At 65.3% G+C, this 18,797-nt stretch carries 14 protein-coding genes and 1 tRNA gene; 6 read left to right on the top strand and 9 right to left on the bottom strand.

Annotated features, from left to right (window positions below; all coding sequences use genetic code 11):
- Nucleotides 1-637: 637 nt before the first annotated feature.
- The 4 genes from OB08_RS11920 to OB08_RS11905 form a co-directional block, all read right to left on the bottom strand.
- Nucleotides 638-2,638 (bottom strand): DUF262 domain-containing protein, encoded by a 2,001-nt coding sequence (locus tag OB08_RS11920; RefSeq protein ID WP_461474987.1) that lies wholly within the window; start codon nt 2,636-2,638, stop codon nt 638-640.
- Between the two features lie 248 nt (nt 2,639-2,886).
- Nucleotides 2,887-5,430, bottom strand: coding sequence for a DEAD/DEAH box helicase family protein (locus tag OB08_RS11915; RefSeq protein WP_461474985.1), 2,544 nt, complete (start codon nt 5,428-5,430; stop codon nt 2,887-2,889).
- On the bottom strand, nt 5,423-7,090 hold the full coding sequence (locus OB08_RS11910) for an Eco57I restriction-modification methylase domain-containing protein (RefSeq protein ID WP_461474983.1): 1,668 nt from the start codon (nt 7,088-7,090) through the stop codon (nt 5,423-5,425). The genes OB08_RS11915 and OB08_RS11910 overlap by 8 nt, the downstream gene beginning before the upstream one ends.
- The gene (locus OB08_RS11905) at nt 7,087-7,773 is read right to left on the bottom strand and encodes an N-6 DNA methylase (RefSeq protein ID WP_461474981.1); all 687 of its coding nucleotides are present in this window, start codon (nt 7,771-7,773) and stop codon (nt 7,087-7,089) included. Before OB08_RS11905 ends, OB08_RS11910 begins: the two co-directional genes overlap by 4 nt.
- A 693-nt stretch (nt 7,774-8,466) precedes the next feature.
- On the opposite strand from OB08_RS11905, the gene OB08_RS11900 reads away from it, so the two are divergent.
- Nucleotides 8,467-9,597, top strand: coding sequence for a tyrosine-type recombinase/integrase (locus tag OB08_RS11900; RefSeq protein WP_461474980.1), 1,131 nt, complete (start codon nt 8,467-8,469; stop codon nt 9,595-9,597).
- A gap of 209 nt (nt 9,598-9,806) precedes the next feature.
- On the opposite strand, the gene OB08_RS11895 is transcribed toward OB08_RS11900, so the two are convergent.
- Nucleotides 9,807-9,878, bottom strand: a tRNA-Arg gene (locus OB08_RS11895).
- Nucleotides 9,879-9,970: 92 nt separating this feature from the next.
- Here OB08_RS11895 and OB08_RS11890 point away from each other — a divergent pair.
- A complete protein-coding gene (locus tag OB08_RS11890; protein ID WP_461474978.1) occupies nt 9,971-10,786 on the top strand; it encodes an endo alpha-1,4 polygalactosaminidase in 816 nt (271 codons plus the stop codon).
- 148 nt (nt 10,787-10,934) lie between these two features.
- Here the strand turns inward: OB08_RS11890 and OB08_RS11885 are convergent, their stop codons facing one another.
- Nucleotides 10,935-11,216 (bottom strand): Fe-S cluster assembly protein HesB, encoded by a 282-nt coding sequence (locus OB08_RS11885; protein WP_461474977.1) that lies wholly within the window; start codon nt 11,214-11,216, stop codon nt 10,935-10,937.
- A gap of 265 nt (nt 11,217-11,481) precedes the next feature.
- Here OB08_RS11885 and OB08_RS11880 point away from each other — a divergent pair, with 265 nt between their 5' ends.
- Together OB08_RS11880 and pntB are read left to right on the top strand one after the other, a co-directional pair.
- Nucleotides 11,482-13,026 carry a Re/Si-specific NAD(P)(+) transhydrogenase subunit alpha gene (locus OB08_RS11880; protein WP_461474975.1) on the top strand — a complete coding sequence of 515 codons (1,545 nt, stop codon included), beginning with the start codon at nt 11,482-11,484 and terminating at the stop codon, nt 13,024-13,026.
- Nucleotides 13,023-14,438 carry a Re/Si-specific NAD(P)(+) transhydrogenase subunit beta gene (pntB, locus tag OB08_RS11875; RefSeq protein WP_461474973.1) on the top strand — a complete coding sequence of 472 codons (1,416 nt, stop codon included), beginning with the start codon at nt 13,023-13,025 and terminating at the stop codon, nt 14,436-14,438. Before OB08_RS11880 ends, pntB begins: the two co-directional genes overlap by 4 nt.
- Nucleotides 14,439-14,458: 20 nt before the next feature.
- Here pntB and OB08_RS11870 read toward each other — a convergent pair whose 3' ends face one another.
- Both OB08_RS11870 and OB08_RS11865 read right to left on the bottom strand, forming a co-directional pair.
- The gene (locus tag OB08_RS11870) at nt 14,459-14,836 is read right to left on the bottom strand and encodes a histone-like nucleoid-structuring protein Lsr2 (RefSeq protein WP_461474971.1); all 378 of its coding nucleotides are present in this window, start codon (nt 14,834-14,836) and stop codon (nt 14,459-14,461) included.
- 302 nt (nt 14,837-15,138) lie between these two features.
- A complete protein-coding gene (locus OB08_RS11865) occupies nt 15,139-16,011 on the bottom strand; it encodes a helix-turn-helix transcriptional regulator (protein ID WP_461474969.1) in 873 nt (290 codons plus the stop codon).
- A gap of 141 nt (nt 16,012-16,152) precedes the next feature.
- Here OB08_RS11865 and OB08_RS11860 point away from each other — a divergent pair, with 141 nt between their 5' ends.
- Together OB08_RS11860 and OB08_RS11855 are read left to right on the top strand one after the other, a co-directional pair.
- On the top strand, nt 16,153-16,506 hold the full coding sequence (locus tag OB08_RS11860; protein WP_461474967.1) for a DUF485 domain-containing protein: 354 nt from the start codon (nt 16,153-16,155) through the stop codon (nt 16,504-16,506).
- Entirely contained in the window at nt 16,503-18,116 is a 1,614-nt protein-coding gene (locus OB08_RS11855) for a solute symporter family protein (protein ID WP_461474966.1), read from the top strand. The genes OB08_RS11860 and OB08_RS11855 overlap by 4 nt, the downstream gene beginning before the upstream one ends.
- A gap of 71 nt (nt 18,117-18,187) precedes the next feature.
- On the opposite strand, the gene OB08_RS11850 is transcribed toward OB08_RS11855, so the two are convergent.
- Entirely contained in the window at nt 18,188-18,736 is a 549-nt protein-coding gene (locus tag OB08_RS11850; RefSeq protein WP_461474964.1) for a methylated-DNA--[protein]-cysteine S-methyltransferase, read from the bottom strand.
- Nucleotides 18,737-18,797: the final 61 nt, after the last annotated feature.

Below are 18,797 nucleotides of genomic sequence, written 5' to 3'. Positions count from 1 at the left end.
CCTACTCCTACTCCTACTCCTACTCCTACTAGACAGCGCGCGCAAGGCTCGTCGCTGAGACGTCGTCAGAGGCGGTCAGGCGCTATTTGGAGCACCGCAGTCGCAACAGGCGGAGGTAAGTCGATCAACCCGGTGAGATCGTCCTGCGTGTCGGTTACCTCTCGAGCGTGAACTCGAGGAATTGCTCCTGAGAATGGAGACAATGGCAGACCGCTACGCCATCGCAAGCTGAGGCCACGACCTGCAGCATCTGGTCGTTCGACGGAGCTCCGACTATTTGACTCCCCGGCGAGAGGCCTTCGATGATCATCTTGTCGAAGTAGCGGAACTTCCGGATCGCATCAGTCATATTGACGACGTCGATAACCCCAATCGCGGTGAGCTTCGCGTACGACCGCAGGGAAAGGCTGGGTCGAGTTTAGCTCCGTGTCAAATAGCTCGATGACATGCGGCCGCTCTTCGCGTCGGGTCCAGGCGCATGAAGCCCGTAAAGCGACCGCGAATGTGGCTACCTCCATCGGTGGCCTTCGTTATTGCTTCACGATCGGGACGACTCCTTGGGCGACGATGGCCCCCCCCGTTCCTCTGAGTTGGGCAACGATATGGCCATTGAGTGGTGACCGGCGATGGATAGCGGCTAGATGTCCAGATCCACGAGCCGCGTGCCGTCCCAGCTCCAGTAGAGAGCACCCTGAAACTGGCTGGACTTGCTCACGGTCCCGTCACGTTCCTTGAGCTCTCGCGTGAGCGGAGACAGGCTCCACTCCTTGCCCTCGAACAACACCTTCGAGTCGCTCACAACCTGCGCTGTAATGGTGGGGTTTGGAATGTACTGGAGGGGCTCACCGATGAGCTGGTTAAGTATCTGGCGAGAGTCAAACTGTGAACTGTCGCCCTGAATCTGGGCCCAGTTGCTGCCGTGCTTGAACCTCTGGGGGATGCCGAGGACATCCGTCACGAGCAGTTGCACCAGATAGTGCTGTCGTTCCAGTATCGATGCGGCGCCCCAGAGTTCCTGGTCGAGAACATGGTTCTGCGCGACCTGCAACCCAGACTTGGCCGAGTAGAGTGACTTCTTCTCGGCGAACGACCTATTACCAAGCTCTTGGTTGTGACGAATGAGGGTGATGTTGCCGATGTTGTTCACCAGATTCTGGTGAGTTTCGTCGGCAGAGGCGCCGAGGGCGTTGCGCCACTGCGAGCTCAACTTCTGCGGCATGATGTGCTCGAGTTGAAGATGAGCGTCGTCCCAGGCGGGTCGCGACTTTGTGAGCAGCTCCTCAGCCAACGAGAGGAGTAGCCGCGGATAATTCCGGGATCTGCCCAGGTTGTAGAAGTTCATACTGCCGAGCCTCGTGCCGAGCTCGTCGTCGTTTGGGAGGCGCAATGCGTACTCCTGCGAAGAAAGTTGGGCGAAGAGCGTTTCGGCGAGACTCGTCGACGCGATCAGATCCCCCAGTCGTGCCCCCAGCGCCGGGAAGAACTTATTCTCAGCCTGGGTGATGCCAAGCACTCGCCGTCTCAGCAAGTAGGTCCTGACCGCTATCAGAACGCTCTCTACCTGCGCGTCCGACAATTGGCCCGACTCCCAGGCTCCCAGTACCTCCGTGAGGTAGGAGTAAGCCGGCGCAACTCCGATTACATTGAGGTCGAAGATGGTCTGGTCGATCCGTGGAACACCAGTCGACTCCAGGCCGCACGCGAGGGCGTACGGACGGGAAAACCGTACGAAGTCCTGAAAAAGATCCTCTACATGCCGGCCGCGAGTGATTTCCTTGAAGAGTGAGTAGAGCTCTTTGAAGTTGTTTTCCCGCGCAACTTTGAAGCTCTTGTGTTGATCAGCTTGCATCCAGTCACGTAGAAACTCAGAGAGCCGGCCAGGCAGTCGCTTCTCAAGCGTGAGCCAGAACTCGTTATACAGCGCCGTCTGCTCTCGCGAGTTCTTCCCCATCAAGAGGTAGTTTCGCGCCAGATCTGCGAGCGAGAGCGGCTGCCCTAGGGAGTTCATTGACTCAAAGATCTCTTGCGGGTTTTCCCAAGGGTTGCGATCTGGCTCAAGCTGAATCGAGATCGTGCTGAACTTCATGAGCCCTCTCTCGAGGAAGCCCTTCTTCTCACTGTCCGCGAGCGGGTCAATCGCTCTCCGGAAGAACATGTAGTTCTGATAGACCGTCGAGTTCTTCTGGTCCGCGGGTATCTCATGGCGCAGTGCAAGAAGCTTGTATGCTTCCCAGTCCGACTCGACTTGCTTCAGCTTGATCTTGAACTCGGTCCCCTCACCTGCACGATCGTTTTCCAGAAATCGCTTCTGAATGGTCTCCTGATAGTCGGCGTCGTCGATGCTGTCCCGAAGGGCCATCAACAGCAGCATCGTTGTTGTTATGCGCTGCTGGCCATCCGTTAGAACGTACCTCGCCGGTACGCCGAAACCCGCGTCTTCAACGACATAGACGATGCTCCCGAAGAAGTGCTCAGTCTTCGCCCCTCTCTCGTTCGACGACGCCACCTTCTGAACATCGGAGAGAAGCACCTTGCAGGTGTCCGTCGACCACTCGTAGTTCCGCTGATAGGGCGGAATGAAGAAAGTGACGTCGTTGCTCGACAGCGAATCGAGTAGGTATGTCGGTGTCGCCTTCACCACTATCTCCTTGACGTGCTGGTGCTTTGTACTCGCGCCACCACGTCCTTACCGACGACGCGCGGGCGTGGGACGCGGCTAGATGCGTGCCCCTCGTACATTATCTGTGCACTATGCAGGGCTTGCGGGATCCGTGCCGAATCGACCGCTTGGCGCCCGAATCGACAGCGATCGCTCTGCTCACGAGCGTTTGCGGTCGCCGCATCGCGGCTCTACGTCGACAACCAGCAAAACTCTCTTGGACTCTATTACTTCTCGAGAGCGACGACGGTGTCGTAGAGGCCGATCTTCTGTAGTCCGTCGTGAGACGCGATGCCGGTGTAAGAAAGGGATGCGTCCTCGTACCGTCGGAACGCGAAGACCGCCGCATTCATTTGGGCGGCGTTGAAGACCCCGAGCGAGACCAACAGGTCGAAGTCCTCCACGGTGAGGCCGGTCACGGCCTTGAAGAGCCCCGGCTCGAGCTTCGTGATGACGTCCTTGAGCGTGTTCTCCCGGTAGTCGGTGAGGTACATGAAGGCGGGGATCCGGGTGGCGAACTTGATGAGCTTTTCCTGAATCTGCTTGCGCTTCGACTTGTACTCCTTCTCCTCGTCCGTCAGCTCCTTCTTCTCCTTCGGGGTGAGGTTGTCGCCCTTCGTCTTTTTCGTGTTCTTCACCGACTCGGACTTGTTGACGACCGTCTCGAAGACGTCAGAGCCGAGCGCCCGGAAGCCTTCGATGTTCATGACCGCAGCCATCGCCTTGTCATTGCCCATGATCTTCTTCAGGGTGTCGTTGTCGACGTGGACGAGGATCGCGGACTCCCACTTGCGGGCCAGGAGCGTCGCCGAGGTACCCGCCATCGCGATATCGAGGATGCCGCCGGCATCCACCTGCGTCATATTCGCGCCGTCGTAGGCGAGGACCGGGAGGAAGGATACGAGCTCGTCGACCGCCTTCTCCGGGTTCTGCTCCTCCGGCGAAAGGCCGATGCCGTAGTCGGAAAGCTGCTTCAGCGCGCGGGTCGGCGCGAAGTCGAAGACGAAGCACACCGGCTTGACGACTTCCTCTTCTGACGGGTCGTCGCCGTTCGGGTTCCTGATTGCCCATGGCGACTGGACGCGGAACGCGGCCTGGAAGTAGGTCTCGGGGGACTTGAGGTTGCGAAGCATGAGGATCGACGCCCACTGCGGGACGGTGACGCCTGTTGTGAGCTTGCCGCAGGACAGCGTGATCGTCTTCGTGTCCACGCCGTTGCCAATGGCCGTGCGAACGGGGGGGAGCGCTTCGAGACCGATGCCCGCGCCCGGACCAGCAACGTTCAGGACCGTGTACTGCCCCCAATAGGGCACGTTCTGCTTCTCTGCGAGGAGGTTCGCCATCGCGTGACACGCGGCGACGTTCGGCAGGAACCAGAACGAGTGCTGGAGGTACGGCAGCAGCCGCACATCCGAGTACGGGAACGGTGGGCGGGTACCGCCCTTCATTGCGTCGAGCGAGGTCGGCAGGTATTGGCCGCGGATGATTTCGAGCCACTTCTGCACGTCGTCCTTGTGCTTGAAGGTGGCGTTCGAGCCCACACCGGTGGCGGCGAAGAACTCGTTGAGATCGAACTCGTCGAACTCGCCCTCGCGGGCAACCGCGAGCAACTCGTCGGGCATCTGATACGTGAGCAGCCGCATCTCCGGCAGCGCCCCATACGGGTTCAGCTTGTCTGGATGCTTCGTGGCGTACTCGGCCTTGGCCCGCTGCTCGTCGGTGTAGGTCCAGTTGAAGATCTGCTCCTCGATGAACTCGCCGGTCGCCAGCGCCTTGAAGGGGGTGCCGGACAGGTAGAGGTAGGCGCGGGTAGTGATCGGCAAGAAGTCCTTCTCGTCGCTGCCGAGCTCATCAAGCTCTTCATCGAAGGTCTCTAGGCCCTCGCCATACTCCCCGGCGAGCTCCTTCTTCGCTTCCTTCTCATCCTCGCCCTCGAAGAGTTCCTTCGCACTGTCGCGCCAAGCACCGTAGTGGTACTCGTCGAAGATCACGAGGTCCCAGTTGATTGCGTGAATCCACTCGTTTTTCGGTTTGATGAGCCCGGTCGCCTTGTCGCGGCCAAGGAGGTCCTGGAACGAGCCGAAGTAGACGAGCGGCTTCTTCTTGTCGACCTTGGACGGGTCGACCCCGGAAGACTTCGACACGTACTGCCAGCCATCGAAATCCTTATGCGAAAGTAGATCCGTCGCCCAGGCGTCCTCGACGGCCGGCTTGAAGGTGACCACGAGCACGCGGGTCGCGCCGAGCGACTTCGCGAGTTGATAGCTCGTGAAGGTCTTGCCGAAGCGCATCTTCGCGTTCCAGAGGAACCGCGGCACCGCGTGCATGTCCTCCTTCCATAGCGAATGAAAGTAGTCGCGGGTCTTCTCCACGGCCCGCTTCTGCTCCGGGCGCATGGGGAAAGTCTCATGGTGTGTGCCGGAAACGGACTCGCCGGTGCGCAGCTCGGTGATCGCGGTCAGCACGTCAGCAACCGTGCATTCCATCCACTCCAACGTCGGGTTCGCTAAGCCCTTGGCCTTCAGCCGCTCCCGCACATCGAAGTCGCGCAAGAAGGTGCCGTCAGCCCGCAGCGCCGATTCGTCGACCTCGATCGCGTAGTTCTTCACCGCCGCAGTCTTCACTTGCTGCGCGACCCGCGTCTTGACGTTCTTCGTCGTCTGCCCGATTTTGAGCCAGCCCTTGTGGTGCTCGTCGTGAATCGCGTAGGCGTAGATCCGGAGGTGCCCCTCCGGCCGATCCGGTAGCAACTCATCGAGCGACTTAGTCATGGACGCCTTCGTCGATCACATCGACTGCCGGTTCGTCGTCGTGCTCGGCGACCTGCGATTCGATGAACGCGATCTCATCGGGCGTCAACCCATAGCGTTTGTAGAGCTTCGTATCAGTCCAATCCTCGCTGAGAGGCAAGTCAGGAACAAACGCGTAAACATCGCGGTTCGCATCCTGAGTCGACTTTCGGAGTGACACCAGGAACCGAAGGAAGCGGGTCCGCAGGTAGCTTGCGTAGCGCCTTGCTTCGGCCTCGGTCGGGAACCGGCCGGCGACGTTGTAGGTCTCAGTGCACGCTGTGCCCGGCCCATCCACGATCGGCTTGCTCAAGAACTTGGTCTCGACAGCGGCGCTCGTCCCCTGCGCGCGCGTCATGTAGACCTTCCAGTCGTCGACCCACGCAGAGTTCTGCGGGATCTCGGAACGCTCGACATATCCGACGGTCAGCGACTCGTATAGCTTCACCGGGTCCTTCAGCCCTGCGGGCGATTTCTTCCCGTGGAATGGTGTACGAAGGCCGAACGGCTTGCCCGCGGATACGCGCTGGTCGAGCGTCGGCTCCTTCTTGGCACGCACCTTATCCAGGATCGACACTGCCTCGTTCCGCCGTACTAGTACGTCGTATGAGTCCAAGGGCCGGATCGCTGGGTCGCCCAATGGCGCGTTGTCCCACATCGTCTGGATCGTGCAGGGCCCGTCGTAGTCGCGCTCCCAGAGGAAGTAGGAGATGCCGCCGCGGATCTTCACGCCCGGGAAGCCGTCATACAACTTCGGAAAGTCCACAAGGTGCTTGAGCTGGTGTGACGTCAGCATCCGCTCACGGAACTTGTCGAGCCCGCGGCCGCCCGAGAACCATCGCGACGGCGTCACCATGACGAGGCATTTCGGGTCGAGTGCCATCGCGTTCTCAACAAAGAGCTGGTAGATCGGCTGAGCAGAGTTGTTATGGCCACCGTCATCCAACTGATAGGGCGGGTTCCCAATGATGACGTCGAAGTGCATGTCGGCTCCGAACAGGTCAGCGACGAGCGTCTTCACGTCGTCGGTGTGGATGAAAGAGTAGGCGTGCGACTCGAGTGCCTCGCCACGGGCATACTCGGCTTCATTCGCGCCGCAGTACTGGCAACGCCCGGTGCCAACGACCTCGACGGTGATCTCGTCGCCCTTGGTCGGGTGAACCTGCTTCTCCTTCTTGCGGTTCACCCAACTGTGCTCGGTCCGCTCGAACCAAACGTTGCCGTCCTCAGCGGTGAACGAGTTCGCGATCGAGTGCTTCCCGTTCGCCCACTTCGAGCAGTAGAGACTGCGACGCGCGAGCATCGCGGTCAGCTGAGTGATCCCGATGCCGAAGACCTGCTCCGTCAAGATATGGTCGACGCGGTCCCTGAGGTCCGGGATCGCGGTGGCGAGCCCGTCCGTGAGTCGACTGGTGATTTCGCGGAGGAATACGCCCGACTTCGTGAACGGGTCGAGGAAGGTGACCGTCGGATCCGCCCAGATGCTCGCCCCGCCATTCGCCTCGGCCCAGGCAGTCTCCAGCGTGTCGAGCATCCGGTTCGCGAACTCCGGCGGCGTGAACACTTCGTCGTTCGACAAGTTCGCAATGCAGGTGAGCACATCCGGGTTGCGACCACGGAGCGAAAAGGTCGCCTGGCTCATTCAGCCAGCTCCTCGACGGTCATCGCTGGGTACTCCTTGATGGGGGTGAAGATCTCGTGCTCCTCAAGGTGGTCCCAAAGCGAGCCCTGGAACGAGGCGCGCTGGGTGAGACTGTCATAACGGAAGTCGCGGCGTTGGTACTTCCCTTTGCCGAGATAACCCCATTCGGGGAAGACGATCGGATGTCCGTGGGTCTCCAAGGTCGTGCCGACGGTCGTCATGCTCAACGCATCGCCCTGGACGACATTCGCGGCGAGTACCCGCTCGGCGGCGGTGTACCAGGTGTCGCCGGGCTCGAGCCCGAGGTAGCTCGCGAACACATCGACCAGGTTCGCGCGGCACTCGGCGGCGTTGTCGGCAAGTAGCTCGACGCCGTAGATGCACATCAGCGCAAGCAGAGCATGGTGCCGACGCTCGAACCCGGACTTGCCATAGCGGAGCTCGACGGTGACGAGCTTCCTCTTGATTACCGGGATGAGGAAGTTGCCCGAGCCGCATGCTGGCTCCAGCACGCGAGAGTCGATCCGCTCCGACTCCGCCTTGACGAGGTTAAGCATTTCCTCGACCATCCAGGCAGGTGTGAACACCTCGCCGTGTTCGGCGACGCGTTGCTTCGACTTCACGAGCGGCGCAGATGACTCGCCAATCGACACTTCTTCTCCATCTCCCAGCCCGTAACCCAAAAAGCCTAGCGAGGTGGACGGACACCCACACCAGCGGCACACCAAGTCGGTCAATCGATGCGACCTGCGCCTCGCAGCAGACACGACCGCCGCGCAGATTCACTTCACAGTACCGCGGCGCCTTGAGCCGCGCCCTGAAGCGCCCCCGTCAGCCGCGATCGTCGACACCATGTCACCGGATCCGCCCCTGACCGACCCTGGCTTCCAGCGCAAGCCACGCTTGCGTTACGTTGCCCACAGCCGAGGAGGTACCAGTACAGCGGGTCAGCGGTGCTGAGCATCAACCATGGCATCGACCGCTTCGACCTCGACGTGATCGGCGAGTCATGAAGGACGGAGATCATCACCGCAACGCCGTCCGTCAATGATCGCCCCCAAAAAGCCTAGGCCTCGGTGGCGTCCCACCCGACAGCAGCGACCCCAAGCGATCGGCGCGGCGCAGTGCTCGTCGTCGAACGGCTGCTAAGCGGAGCGCGCCAGCGCGGAGTCTGCAAGGAGTGAGCGGCGAGAACGGAGACGCGAACGATCGCTACACTCTCGGCGTCGGAGGGAGGCACCCCTCCACCTCAACGCCAGTTGACGACGTATTCCGCCATCTATCCACATGTGCCACCGGCCGCATTGACGGCATCCGATCAGTGTTCGACACTGGCCCGATACTGACCGTCGAGCCGGGCACGAGCGGAGGTCCAGATGGGCAGCATCACCCCGTACGAATCGGCGAAGGGCCGCCGCTACCGCGTGCGCTATCGCAAGCCCGATCGCAGCGAGGCGGAGAAGCGTGGCTTCACGACGATGCGGGAGGCGAAGTTGTACCTCTCCATGGTCACGGTGTCGAAGTCGAAGGGCGAGTACATCGACCCGTCCTCGTCGCGGGTTCCGGTCCGGATGTTCGCCGACAGCTGGCTGCGCTCCAAGCAGCCGCCGATGTCGAAGCCGTCGTACTACATGACGCTCGAGCGGGCGTGGAAGAACCATGTCGAGCCGGTGTGGGCCGACAGGGAGATCTCGTCGATCCGCCGTTCGGAAGTCCAGGACTGGGTGTCCGACCTCGCGACGCAGAAGTCACGCACGGTGGTCCTTCGAGCACTCGGAGTCCTTGCCGGCATCCTCGACGTCGCGATCGACGATCGTCGCCTGGCGAGCAACCCGGCCCGCAACGTACGCAACCTTCCTCGGAGCGGGCCGGGGAAGCGTCGCGTCTATCTCTCGCACGACCAAGTGGCGACGCTGGCGGCCTGCTCGGCGTATCCGACGCTTGTCCTGACGCTTGCGTATACCGGGCTGCGCTGGGGCGAGGCGACAGGGCTGCGTGTGCGGAGCGTGAACCGGCTTCGTCGGCGCTTCGTCATCGAGGAGAACGCGGTGATGATCGCCTACGAGATCCACGTCGGCACGCCCAAGACGCACGAGAAGCGATCGGTGCCCTACCCGGAGCGTCTCGCGCCGATGATCGAGCAGGCATGCGCCGGCAAGGGTCCGGAGGGCCTGTTGTTCGGCGACGGGGTCAATCACATGCGCAACTCGGGCAGCAAGGGATGGTTCGCGAACGCGGTCCGGCGTGCGCAGGAGTTCGATCCATCGATTCCTCGGCTCACTCCTCACGACCTTCGTCACACCGCCGCATCCCTGGCTATCAGCTCCGGCGCGAACGTGAAGGCCGTGCAGCGCATGCTCGGGCACGCGTCCGCGGCCATGACGCTGGACACGTACGCGGACCTCTTCGACGACGATCTGGATGCCGTCGCGACGCGCCTGAACGACCAGATGCCGTTGGTGGCGCTGCCGTCAGGACCGCAGACCCGCTACGCGCGACCTCAGTGACCGCCGAGAGCAGATTGCTCAGTTTTTCGACGAGGCAGATTTCGACCGAGACGCTCGATTTTGGCGCTCTCAGACGTCGTGCGCAGGCCGTTGAAGACGTCGTTTTCGGCCTGCCGAAATATTCATAATGCGGGCAAAAAGCGGCCAAAAACGCATTCTGAGTGGTCTGACCACAGAAGAAATACCTGGTCAGAGTCAAAAAAGGACTGTGCCCCTGGAGGGACTCGAACCCCCAACCGTTTCCTTAGGACGGAACTGCTCTTCCATTGAGCTACAGAGGCTGGCTGTTCAAGTGTAGCGACGACCGCTACACCCAATCGCCCCGCTCGGCCACCCTCCCGCCGACGAAACCTCGGGGGAGTACCGTCGCACCATGAGCATCGGGAGGGGTGCGGCATCCGTCATCGTCGCTGTGTTTGCGGCGGTGTCGCTCGCCGCGTGCGCGGGCGGAGCGTCGAGCGTCACGCTGCCGCCGGAGGGCGCCGCGCCGGACTATCAGCTCGGCGAGGGGTACCCGCCGCCCGACGACGTGGGCATCGTCGTGCGCGACCGCACGGCGCCCCCGCCGGAGGGCATCTACTCCATCTGTTACATCAACGCGTTCCAGACCCAGCCCGACGAGCTCTCCGACTGGCCTGACGAGCTGGTGCTGAAGGGCGAGGACGGCGAGCCCGTCTACGACCCGGACTGGCCCGACGAGGCGCTGCTCGACACGTCCACCGACGACAGCCGCGAGGCCATCGAAGACATCGTGTCGCCGTGGATCCAGGAGTGCGCGCAAGCGGGATTCCGCGGCATCGAGTTCGACAACCTCGACAGCCACACCCGCAGCGACGGAGCGCTGACCCTCGAGAACAACCTCGAGCTCGCCGAGGAGCTCGTCGAGATCGCGCACGAAGCCGGCCTGGCCGCCGCGCAGAAGAACGCCGCCGAAGATGCCGCCACCTTCAAGGCCGACGCGGGCTTCGACTTCGCGATCGCCGAGCAGTGCGCCGAGTTCGACGAGTGCGCCGCCTATGAAGAGGTGTACGACGACCACGTCATCGCGATCGAGTACTCCGATCCGGCGGCGTTCCAAGAGGCTTGCAAGAGCGACGGGATGCCGGACTCCGCCGTCCTTCGTGACCGAGACCTCAGCGGGCCCGACGATCCGGGCTACGTGTTCGAGCTTTGCTCCGACGACGACTGAGAGTGCGCTCTCTGGCCGCCGAGAGCGCAGGAATCACCGCCGCCGGGGGCGCGGAATGGTGATGCGTGCGCCCTCGGCGGGGTGCAGCTGAGCGGCGGCCCCGGCGCCGAAGCACCGAGGCCGCCGAAGCACCAGGGGAGCGAGCGGGTCAGCCCTGCACGCCGAGCGCGAAGCGCACCGAGCCGTCCTGCGCGAGTTCGGCATCGAGGACCCGGTCGTCGAGCGCGTCCGCCGCGATCTCGTCGAGGAACACCCGCGCGCCGTCGGTGACGACCACCGTGTCGAGCGGTGCCGGATCGGCGGCGACACTCAGCTCGAAGCCGGTGTCGCTGCCCGTGTCGCGGATGCGCACGCCTCCGTCCTCGGCCTGCGGAACCCGTGCGACGATCTGCTTGACGGCCTCGGCGGCGGTCTGGGTCATCGTGAGCATGATGTTCTTCCTTCCGTAGCGGACTGCGGACCGGCCACGATTCCGAGAATCCGGGCGAGGCTCAAGGTCAGGCGCGGGTTTGGAGGGGATTCACACGTTGGCGCGCGGGTCTCGATACGGCGCTTCGCGCCCACTCGACCGGCGGGAAGGGTTACGCCATCCACAAGATCCCCACTTCTTGCCGCCGCGCCGCGTGAAATGCGAGGCTGATCGTCCCTGGCCTCTGCCAGGGTGGAGCGAACCTGCACCTGACCCTGAGGAACGCATGACCCGCATCGGCATCGTCGCCGAGGCGCCCGGAGAGAACCGGGTTGCCGCGACTCCCACCACCGTCCCCAAACTGCTCGCGCTCGGCTACGACATCGTCGTCGAATCCGGCGCGGGCGCCGCTTCGTCGTTCCCGGATGCCGCGTACACGGCCGCCGGCGCGACCGTCGTCGACGGAGCCGAGGCCTGGGCGAGCCCCATCATCCTCAAGGTCAACGCCCCGAGCCCGGCCGAGATCGACCGCCTCGCCGACGGCGCCACGATCGTCGCGACCCTGAGCCCGGCGCTCCGCCCCGACCTCGTCGAGGCCCTCGCCACGCGGGGGATCACGGCGATCGCGCTCGACGCCGTTCCTCGCATCTCACGCGCCCAGTCGATGGACGTGCTCAGCTCGATGGCCAACATCTCGGGCTACCGTGCGGTCGTCGAGGCGGCGCACGAGTTCGGGCGCTTCTTCACCGGCCAGGTCACCGCGGCGGGCAAGGTGCCGCCGGCGAAGGTGCTCGTGGCGGGTGCGGGTGTCGCGGGGCTCGCGGCCATCGGCGCGGCATCCAGTCTCGGTGCGATCGTGCGGGCGACCGACCCCCGCCCCGAGGTGGCCGACCAGGTTGCGTCGATCGGCGGCGAATACCTCGAGGTCGTCGTGCCCGACGAGCAGAAGCAGGTCTCGGCCGACGGCTACGCGAAGGCGACGAGCGAGGCGTACGACCGGCGCGCGGCCGAGATCTACTCCGAGCAGGCGGCCGACGTCGACATCATCATCACGACCGCGCTGATCCCGGGTCGCCAGGCGCCCCGGCTCATCACAGCGGCAGACGTCGCGAGCATGCGGCCGGGCAGCGTCATCGTCGACATGGCGGCCGCGCAGGGCGGCAACGTCGAGGGCTCGGTCGCGGGGGAGCGCGTCGTCACCGAGAACGGCGTGGTCATCCTCGGGTACACCGACCTTCCCGGTCGCCTGCCGCAGCAGGCATCCCAGCTCTTCTCCACCAACCTCGTGAACCTGCTCAAGCTGCTGACGCCGGCGAAGAACGGCGAGCTCGCCCTCGACTTCGACGACGTCGTGCAGCGCACGGTCACCGTGGTGCACGGCGGCGCGGTCACGTGGCCGCCACCGCCGGTGCAGGTCTCGGCGGCACCCGCCAAGGCGGCGCCGGCCGCGGTCGCCGCTCCCGTCAAGAAGACGATGTCGCGCGGAGCTCGCACCGGCCTCGTCGTCGCCGGCATCGCCCTGCTCTTCGCGGTGTGTGCGTTCGCGCCGCCGCCGCTGCCGCAGCACTTCCTGGTGCTGACCCTCGCCGTCGTCGTCGGCTTCTACGTGATCGGCCACGTCGCGCACGCGCTGCACACGCCGCTCATGAGCGTGACGAACGCCATCTCGGGCATCATCGTCGTCGGCGCGATGGTGCAGATCACCGTGCCCGACCTGACGGTGCAGATCCTCGCCGCGGTCGCCGTGCTGCTGGCATCCATCAACATCTTCGGAGGCTTCGCCGTCACCCGACGCATGCTCGCCATGTTCCAGAAGGGTGAGACCCGATGATCGGGGTCGCGGGCGCGGTCGCCGGCGCGGCCTACATCGTCGCGGCGCTCCTTTTCATCCTGAGCCTCGCCGGGCTCAGCAAGCACGAGACCAGTCGCCGCGGCGTCACGTACGGCATCGTCGGCATGACGATCGCCCTCGTGGCGACGGTGTGGCTCGTCGCGGCGGATGCCTGGGCCGACCCGGCCGCGTCCCTCGGACTCATCCTGCTGGTCGTCGCCGTCCTCGTCGGCGGCGCGATCGGACTCTGGCGTGCCCGCATCGTCGAGATGACCGGGATGCCCGAACTCATCGCCCTGCTGCACTCCTTCGTCGGTCTCGCCGCGGTCCTCGTCGGGTGGAACGGCGCCCTGTACGACACGGGCCTGGAAGGGGCGCTCGCCGACATCCACCACGCAGAGGTCTTCATCGGCGTCTTCATCGGCGGTGTGACCTTCACCGGCTCGATCGTCGCGTTCCTCAAGCTCTCGGCCCGCATCTCGTCGAAGCCGCTCATGCTTCCGGGCAAGAACGTCCTCAACCTCGGGGCGCTCGTCCTGTTCGTGGTGCTGACGGTCTGGTACGTCCTCACGCCCGAGCTGTGGCTGCTCGTCGCGGTGACGGCGCTCGCGCTCGCGCTCGGCTGGCACCTCGTCGCCTCGATCGGCGGCGGCGACATGCCCGTTGTCGTCTCGATGCTCAACAGCTACTCCGGCTGGGCGGCCGCCGCGGCGGGCTTCCTCCTCAACAACGACCTGCTCATCGTGACGGGCGCGCTCGTCGGGTCGTCGGGTGCGTACCTCTCGTACATCATGTGCAAGGCGATGAACCGGTCGTTCCTGTCGGTCATCGCCGGAGGGTTCGGCATCGAGGCCCCGCGCGGCGACGACGAGGCGTACGGCGAGCACCGCGAGATAGACGCCGAATCCGCCGCGGACATGCTCGCGGGCGCGGCATCCGTCGTCATCACCCCCGGCTACGGGATGGCCGTCGCCCAGGCCCAGCACGGCGTCGCCGACCTCGTGCAGAAGCTGCGCGACCGCGGCGTCGACGTGCGCTTCGGCATCCACCCCGTCGCCGGACGCCTGCCCGGACACATGAACGTCCTGCTCGCCGAGGCCAAGGTGCCGTACGACATCGTGCTCGAGATGGACGAGGTCAACGACGACCTGGCGAAGACCGACGTCGTGCTCGTCATCGGCGCCAACGACACGGTCAACCCCGCCGCGACCGAAGACCCCGGCAGCCCGATCGCGGGCATGCCGGTGCTGCGCGTGTGGGAGGCGCAGAACGTCATCGTCTTCAAGCGCTCGATGGCATCCGGATACGCAGGCGTGCAGAACCCGCTCTTCTACCGCGACAACGCGCAGATGCTCTTCGGCGACGCGAAAGACAAGGTCGACGAGATCCTGGTGCGTCTCTCACTCACGTGAGAGTCGCGAGGCGGCGTGCGTCAGTGCGCCGCCTCGTAGGCATCGAGAACGGATGCCGGTACCCGCCCCCGCTCAGACACCTGGTGTCCGTTCTCCTTGGCCCACGCGCGGACTGCGCTGTAGTCCTGCTGGCCGGAGCGCCGGCGCTTGCGGTTCGCACTGCCCCCGGCGCTGCTGCTGCCGCCGGTGCCGCGGCTGCCGCCTCGCGATGAACCGACGCTGCGGCCGGCCGCCACGTAAGGCGCGAGCGCGTCACGGAGGGCCGAGGCGTTGCCCTCGGTGAGGTCGATCTCGTATGCGACGCCGTCGAGCGAGAAAAGGACGGTCTCGCCCTCGCCGACTTCGAGAATGGTTCCGTCGAGGTCATCGACGAGCTGATGCACGATTCTGCGGGCCATGAAAGGCACAATACGCGCAATAGTCCTTTCATTTCTCTCCGTGATTTCCCGCTTCCGATTCTCGGAGGATGCGCGAATTCTCGGAGGATCTGCGGGGATATGGTCCGAACTTCGGCAGATCCTCCGAGATTCAGCCGCCTCACCGCCTCTCGTTTGCTCCCGGCTCGGCGTGCCGAATAGCGGATCGATGCCCCGATTCGGTCCGCAATTGCGCACATCTCCGCAATTTCGCGCACGCGCGCACGCACGCGCACGCGAGAACGGGACCGCCCGCTGGGCACAGGAAGCCCGCGGGCGAGAACTCAGGGCAGCAGGCCGGCGCGGCGCGCCTTCGTCACGGCGGCGTGGCGGGTCGAGGCATCCAGTTTCGCCATCGCGGACTGCAGATAGGACTTGATCGTTCCCTCGCGCAGCGAAAGGGTCGCCGCGATCTCGGCGTTCGTCGAGCCCAGCGCCGCGCACGCGAGCACGTCGATCTCACGTGGGGAGAGCCGCACGTCGAGATCGAGCGGCGGCTCTTTCTCGGACTGCGACAGCGCGGCGAGGCGCTGCTCGAGTCGCGCAAGCCGTTGCCGTAGCGCAGGGTCTTCCACGCCGGCCGCGATGCTGCGGAGTTCGGCGTACGTCTCGCGCAGCTCCTCGCGCGCGGCGGGAGCGAGAGCGGATGCCTCGCCCGCCGGCGGAGCGATCGTGAGGCGCCGCTGCACCTCTTCACGAATGCGCAACTCCGACGACAGCTCGTCGGCGACGGCGAACGCCGGCCGCGCGACCACGTCGCCCACCGGCGACTCCGACCACGAGCCGCAGTAGATGACGCCGCGCGCGCGGCTGCCGACGAGCACGGGCACGGCGAAGAGGGTCGAGATGCCCTCGCCGAGCACGGCGCGGTCGTAGTCGTGCGTGATGCTGCGGGAGGAGCGGTAGTCGAGCGCGAGGCGAGGGCGCTTCTCGACGAGGGCGCGTCCGCCGAGTCCGCGGGAAGCCTGCACGACGAGCCCCTCGAGGCTGCGCGTGCGCGCACCGACGATCGAGGTCACGTGGATCGCGTCGCCGTGCTCGAGGCCGCCGAAGGCGACGGGGAAGCGGGTGCGGCGCACCAGATCGGCCACGGCGCGCGCGAGAAGCTGGGTGTCGCTCTCGCTGCCTGGCAGCACGCTGCCGGATGGGCCGCCCACGCGCTACCTACTTCCGGGGGTGACGGCGTCCTCGCCGCTTTTCGTAGCGTCGACCATACCACCCGGGTCGAGCGCTCGCCCCGACGCCCGGGGTTCCCCATTGGCGCGATGACGCGCCCGTTCATGAGGCAAGGAGGCCACATGTCCGATCCACGGACCGACACCGCCCCACCCGGCGGAATCGACTACATCGAGGTCGAGGAATCCCCGCGGTTCACCGAGCTCAAGCGCCGCCAGCGCGGATTCGTGTTCCCGATGGCGATCGCGTTCCTCGTCTGGTACTTCGCGTACGTGCTGCTGTCGTCGTTCGCACCGGAGTTCATGGCGCAGCGGGTGTGGGGTGACATCACGGTCGGTCTGATCTTCGGGCTCGGCCAGTTCGTCACCACCTTCGCGATCACCATGACCTACGTCTGGTACGCGAACCGCAAGCTCGACCCGATCGCCGAAGAGATCCGCGACGACCTCGAGGCGCGGCAGGAGGCCTCCGCATGAACGACGTCTTCGCCAGCATCCAGGCCGCCGTCGACACCGTCGAGAACAACCCGATCCTGAACATCTCGATCTTCGGGGCGTTCGTCGCGGTGACGCTGTTCATCGTCATCCGCGCGAGCCGCAACAACAAGACTGCCGCCGACTACTACGCCGCCGGACGCTCGTTCACGGGCCCCCAGAACGGCTTCGCGATCTCAGGCGACTACCTCTCCGCCGCATCGTTCCTCGGCATCTGCGGCGCGATCGCGATCAACGGGTACGACGGGTTCCTGTACTCCATCGGCTTCCTCGTCGCCTGGCTGGTCGCGCTGCTGCTCGTCGCCGAGCTCATGCGCAACACCGGCAAGTTCACGATGGCCGACGTGCTCTCCTTCCGGCTCAAGGAGCGGCCTGTGCGCATGGCCGCCGCCATCACGACCCTCGCGGTGTGCTTCTTCTACCTGCTGGCGCAGATGGCGGGCGCCGGCGGACTCGTGTCGCTGCTGCTCGGCATCAAGGAGACGATCGGCCAGTCGATCGTCGTCGCCGTCGTCGGCGTGCTGATGATCGTCTACGTGCTCATCGGAGGCATGAAGGGCACGACCTGGGTGCAGATCGTGAAGGCGTTCCTCCTCATCGGCGGCGCGCTCGTCATGACGATCTGGGTGCTCGCGATCAACGGCTTCAGCCTCAACACGCTGCTCGAGAGCGCGGTCGCGGCGTCGCCGCAGGGCGAGGCGATCCTCGGACCGGGCCTGCAGTACGGCGCCAACCCGTGGGACTTCATATCGCTGGCGATCGCTCTCGTGCTCGGCACGGCGGGCCTGCCGCACGTGCTGATGCGCTTCTACACGGTGCCGACCGCCAAGGAGGCGCGTCGCTCGGTGGTGTGGGCGATCTGGCTGATCGGGCTCTTCTACCTGCTGACCCTCGTGCTCGGCTACGGCGCCGGCGCGCTCGTCGGCCCCGAGACCATCGCCGCCGCACCGGGCGGCGTGAACTCGGCGGCGCCGCTGCTCGCGCTCGAGCTCGGCGGACCGATCCTGCTCGGGTTCATCTCGGCCGTCGCGTTCGCAACGATCCTCGCGGTCGTCGCCGGCCTCACCATCACGGCGGCCGCATCCTTCGCGCACGACATCTACGCGAACGTCGTGAAGAAGGGCGACGTCCCGCCGGACGGCGAGGTGAAGGTCGCGCGCCGCACCGTCATCGTGATCGGCATCCTGGCGATCATCGGCGGCATCGGCGTGCAGGGCCAGAACGTCGCGTTCCTCGTGGCGCTCGCGTTCGCGGTGGCCGCCTCGGCGAACCTGCCGACGATCCTGTACTCGCTGTTCTGGCGCAAGTTCACCACGCGCGGCGCGGTGTGGAGCATGTACGGCGGCCTCGCCGCCGCGGTGATCCTCATCTTCCTGTCGCCGGTGTTCTGGGGCAGTGAGACGAGCGTCTTCAAGGTCGGCACGGCCATCTGGCCGCTGAACAACCCGGGCATCGTGTCGATCCCGCTCGGGTTCTTCCTCGGCTGGCTCGGATCGGTCACGTCGCGGCGGGCCGAGGACCGCCGCAAGGCCGCCGAGATGGAGGTGCGCTCGCTCACCGGCTTCGGTGCCGAGAAGGCGACGCACCACTAGCGCAGGCGATCCTTCGCGAGAACGCACGGCCCGGGCGGCGCGCCGCCCGGGCCGTGCCGCGCGCGGGCGGCCTACACGCCCGGCGCAGGGACGATGACCGGCGCGGCCGGTCGCTCGTGGTCGATGAGGTACCTCTTCACATCGGGCCGGCCCCCGTACTCGCCGAGCGAGCCGTCGGCCCGCAGGACCCGGTGCACCGGCACGACGATCGAGAACGGGGTGGTGGCGCACGCGGTGCCGACGGCGCGAGCCGCCCGCGGGCTGCCCGCCGCGATGGCCACTTCGCCGTAGCCGGCCGTCTCTCCGTAGGGGATCTCGCGCACGGCCTCGAGGGCGGCCCGCGTGAAGCCGTTCACCAGACGCCAGTCCAGCGGGAGGTCGAACTCTTCGCGGTCGCCGTCGAAGTACTCGTCAAGCTGCTGGGCGGCGGCGTCGGCGACGGCATCCGACTCATCAGGCACGAGCGGAGCCCGCAGTGCCGCGCCGACGCGCTCGAGCTCGGCGCCGAGGGGGCCGTCGAACGGGTGGAGGGTCACGATGCCGTCGTCGGTCGTGACGATCAGGATGTCGCCCACGGGGGAGGGGTGGACGCGGAAGCGAGGCGGGTCCTGGGAGGTCATGGGACCATCCTGGCCCGGCCCGCCCGCCAGCCGACCCCCGCCCGCCCACCCGTGCACCGAA

Source organism: Microbacterium sp. HJ5 (assembly GCF_054824025.1).
This window is presented reverse-complemented; position numbering and strand designations above follow the sequence as displayed.

What these genes read in the sequence shown, in the direction of transcription:
- OB08_RS11880 (WP_461474975.1), top strand. Translation starts at nt 11,482, where the DNA reads ATGACCCGCATCGGCATCGTCGCCGAGGCGCCCGGAGAGAACCGGGTT.
- OB08_RS11915 (WP_461474985.1), bottom strand. Translation starts at nt 5,430, where the DNA reads ATGACTAAGTCGCTCGATGAGTTGCTACCGGATCGGCCGGAGGGGCAC.
- OB08_RS11910 (WP_461474983.1), bottom strand. Translation starts at nt 7,090, where the DNA reads ATGAGCCAGGCGACCTTTTCGCTCCGTGGTCGCAACCCGGATGTGCTC.
- OB08_RS11890 (WP_461474978.1), top strand. Translation starts at nt 9,971, where the DNA reads ATGAGCATCGGGAGGGGTGCGGCATCCGTCATCGTCGCTGTGTTTGCG.
- OB08_RS11885 (WP_461474977.1), bottom strand. Translation starts at nt 11,216, where the DNA reads ATGCTCACGATGACCCAGACCGCCGCCGAGGCCGTCAAGCAGATCGTC.
- OB08_RS11850 (WP_461474964.1), bottom strand. Translation starts at nt 18,736, where the DNA reads ATGACCTCCCAGGACCCGCCTCGCTTCCGCGTCCACCCCTCCCCCGTG.
- OB08_RS11855 (WP_461474966.1), top strand. Translation starts at nt 16,503, where the DNA reads ATGAACGACGTCTTCGCCAGCATCCAGGCCGCCGTCGACACCGTCGAG.
- pntB (WP_461474973.1), top strand. Translation starts at nt 13,023, where the DNA reads ATGATCGGGGTCGCGGGCGCGGTCGCCGGCGCGGCCTACATCGTCGCG.
- OB08_RS11870 (WP_461474971.1), bottom strand. Translation starts at nt 14,836, where the DNA reads ATGGCCCGCAGAATCGTGCATCAGCTCGTCGATGACCTCGACGGAACC.
- OB08_RS11900 (WP_461474980.1), top strand. Translation starts at nt 8,467, where the DNA reads ATGGGCAGCATCACCCCGTACGAATCGGCGAAGGGCCGCCGCTACCGC.
- OB08_RS11860 (WP_461474967.1), top strand. Translation starts at nt 16,153, where the DNA reads ATGTCCGATCCACGGACCGACACCGCCCCACCCGGCGGAATCGACTAC.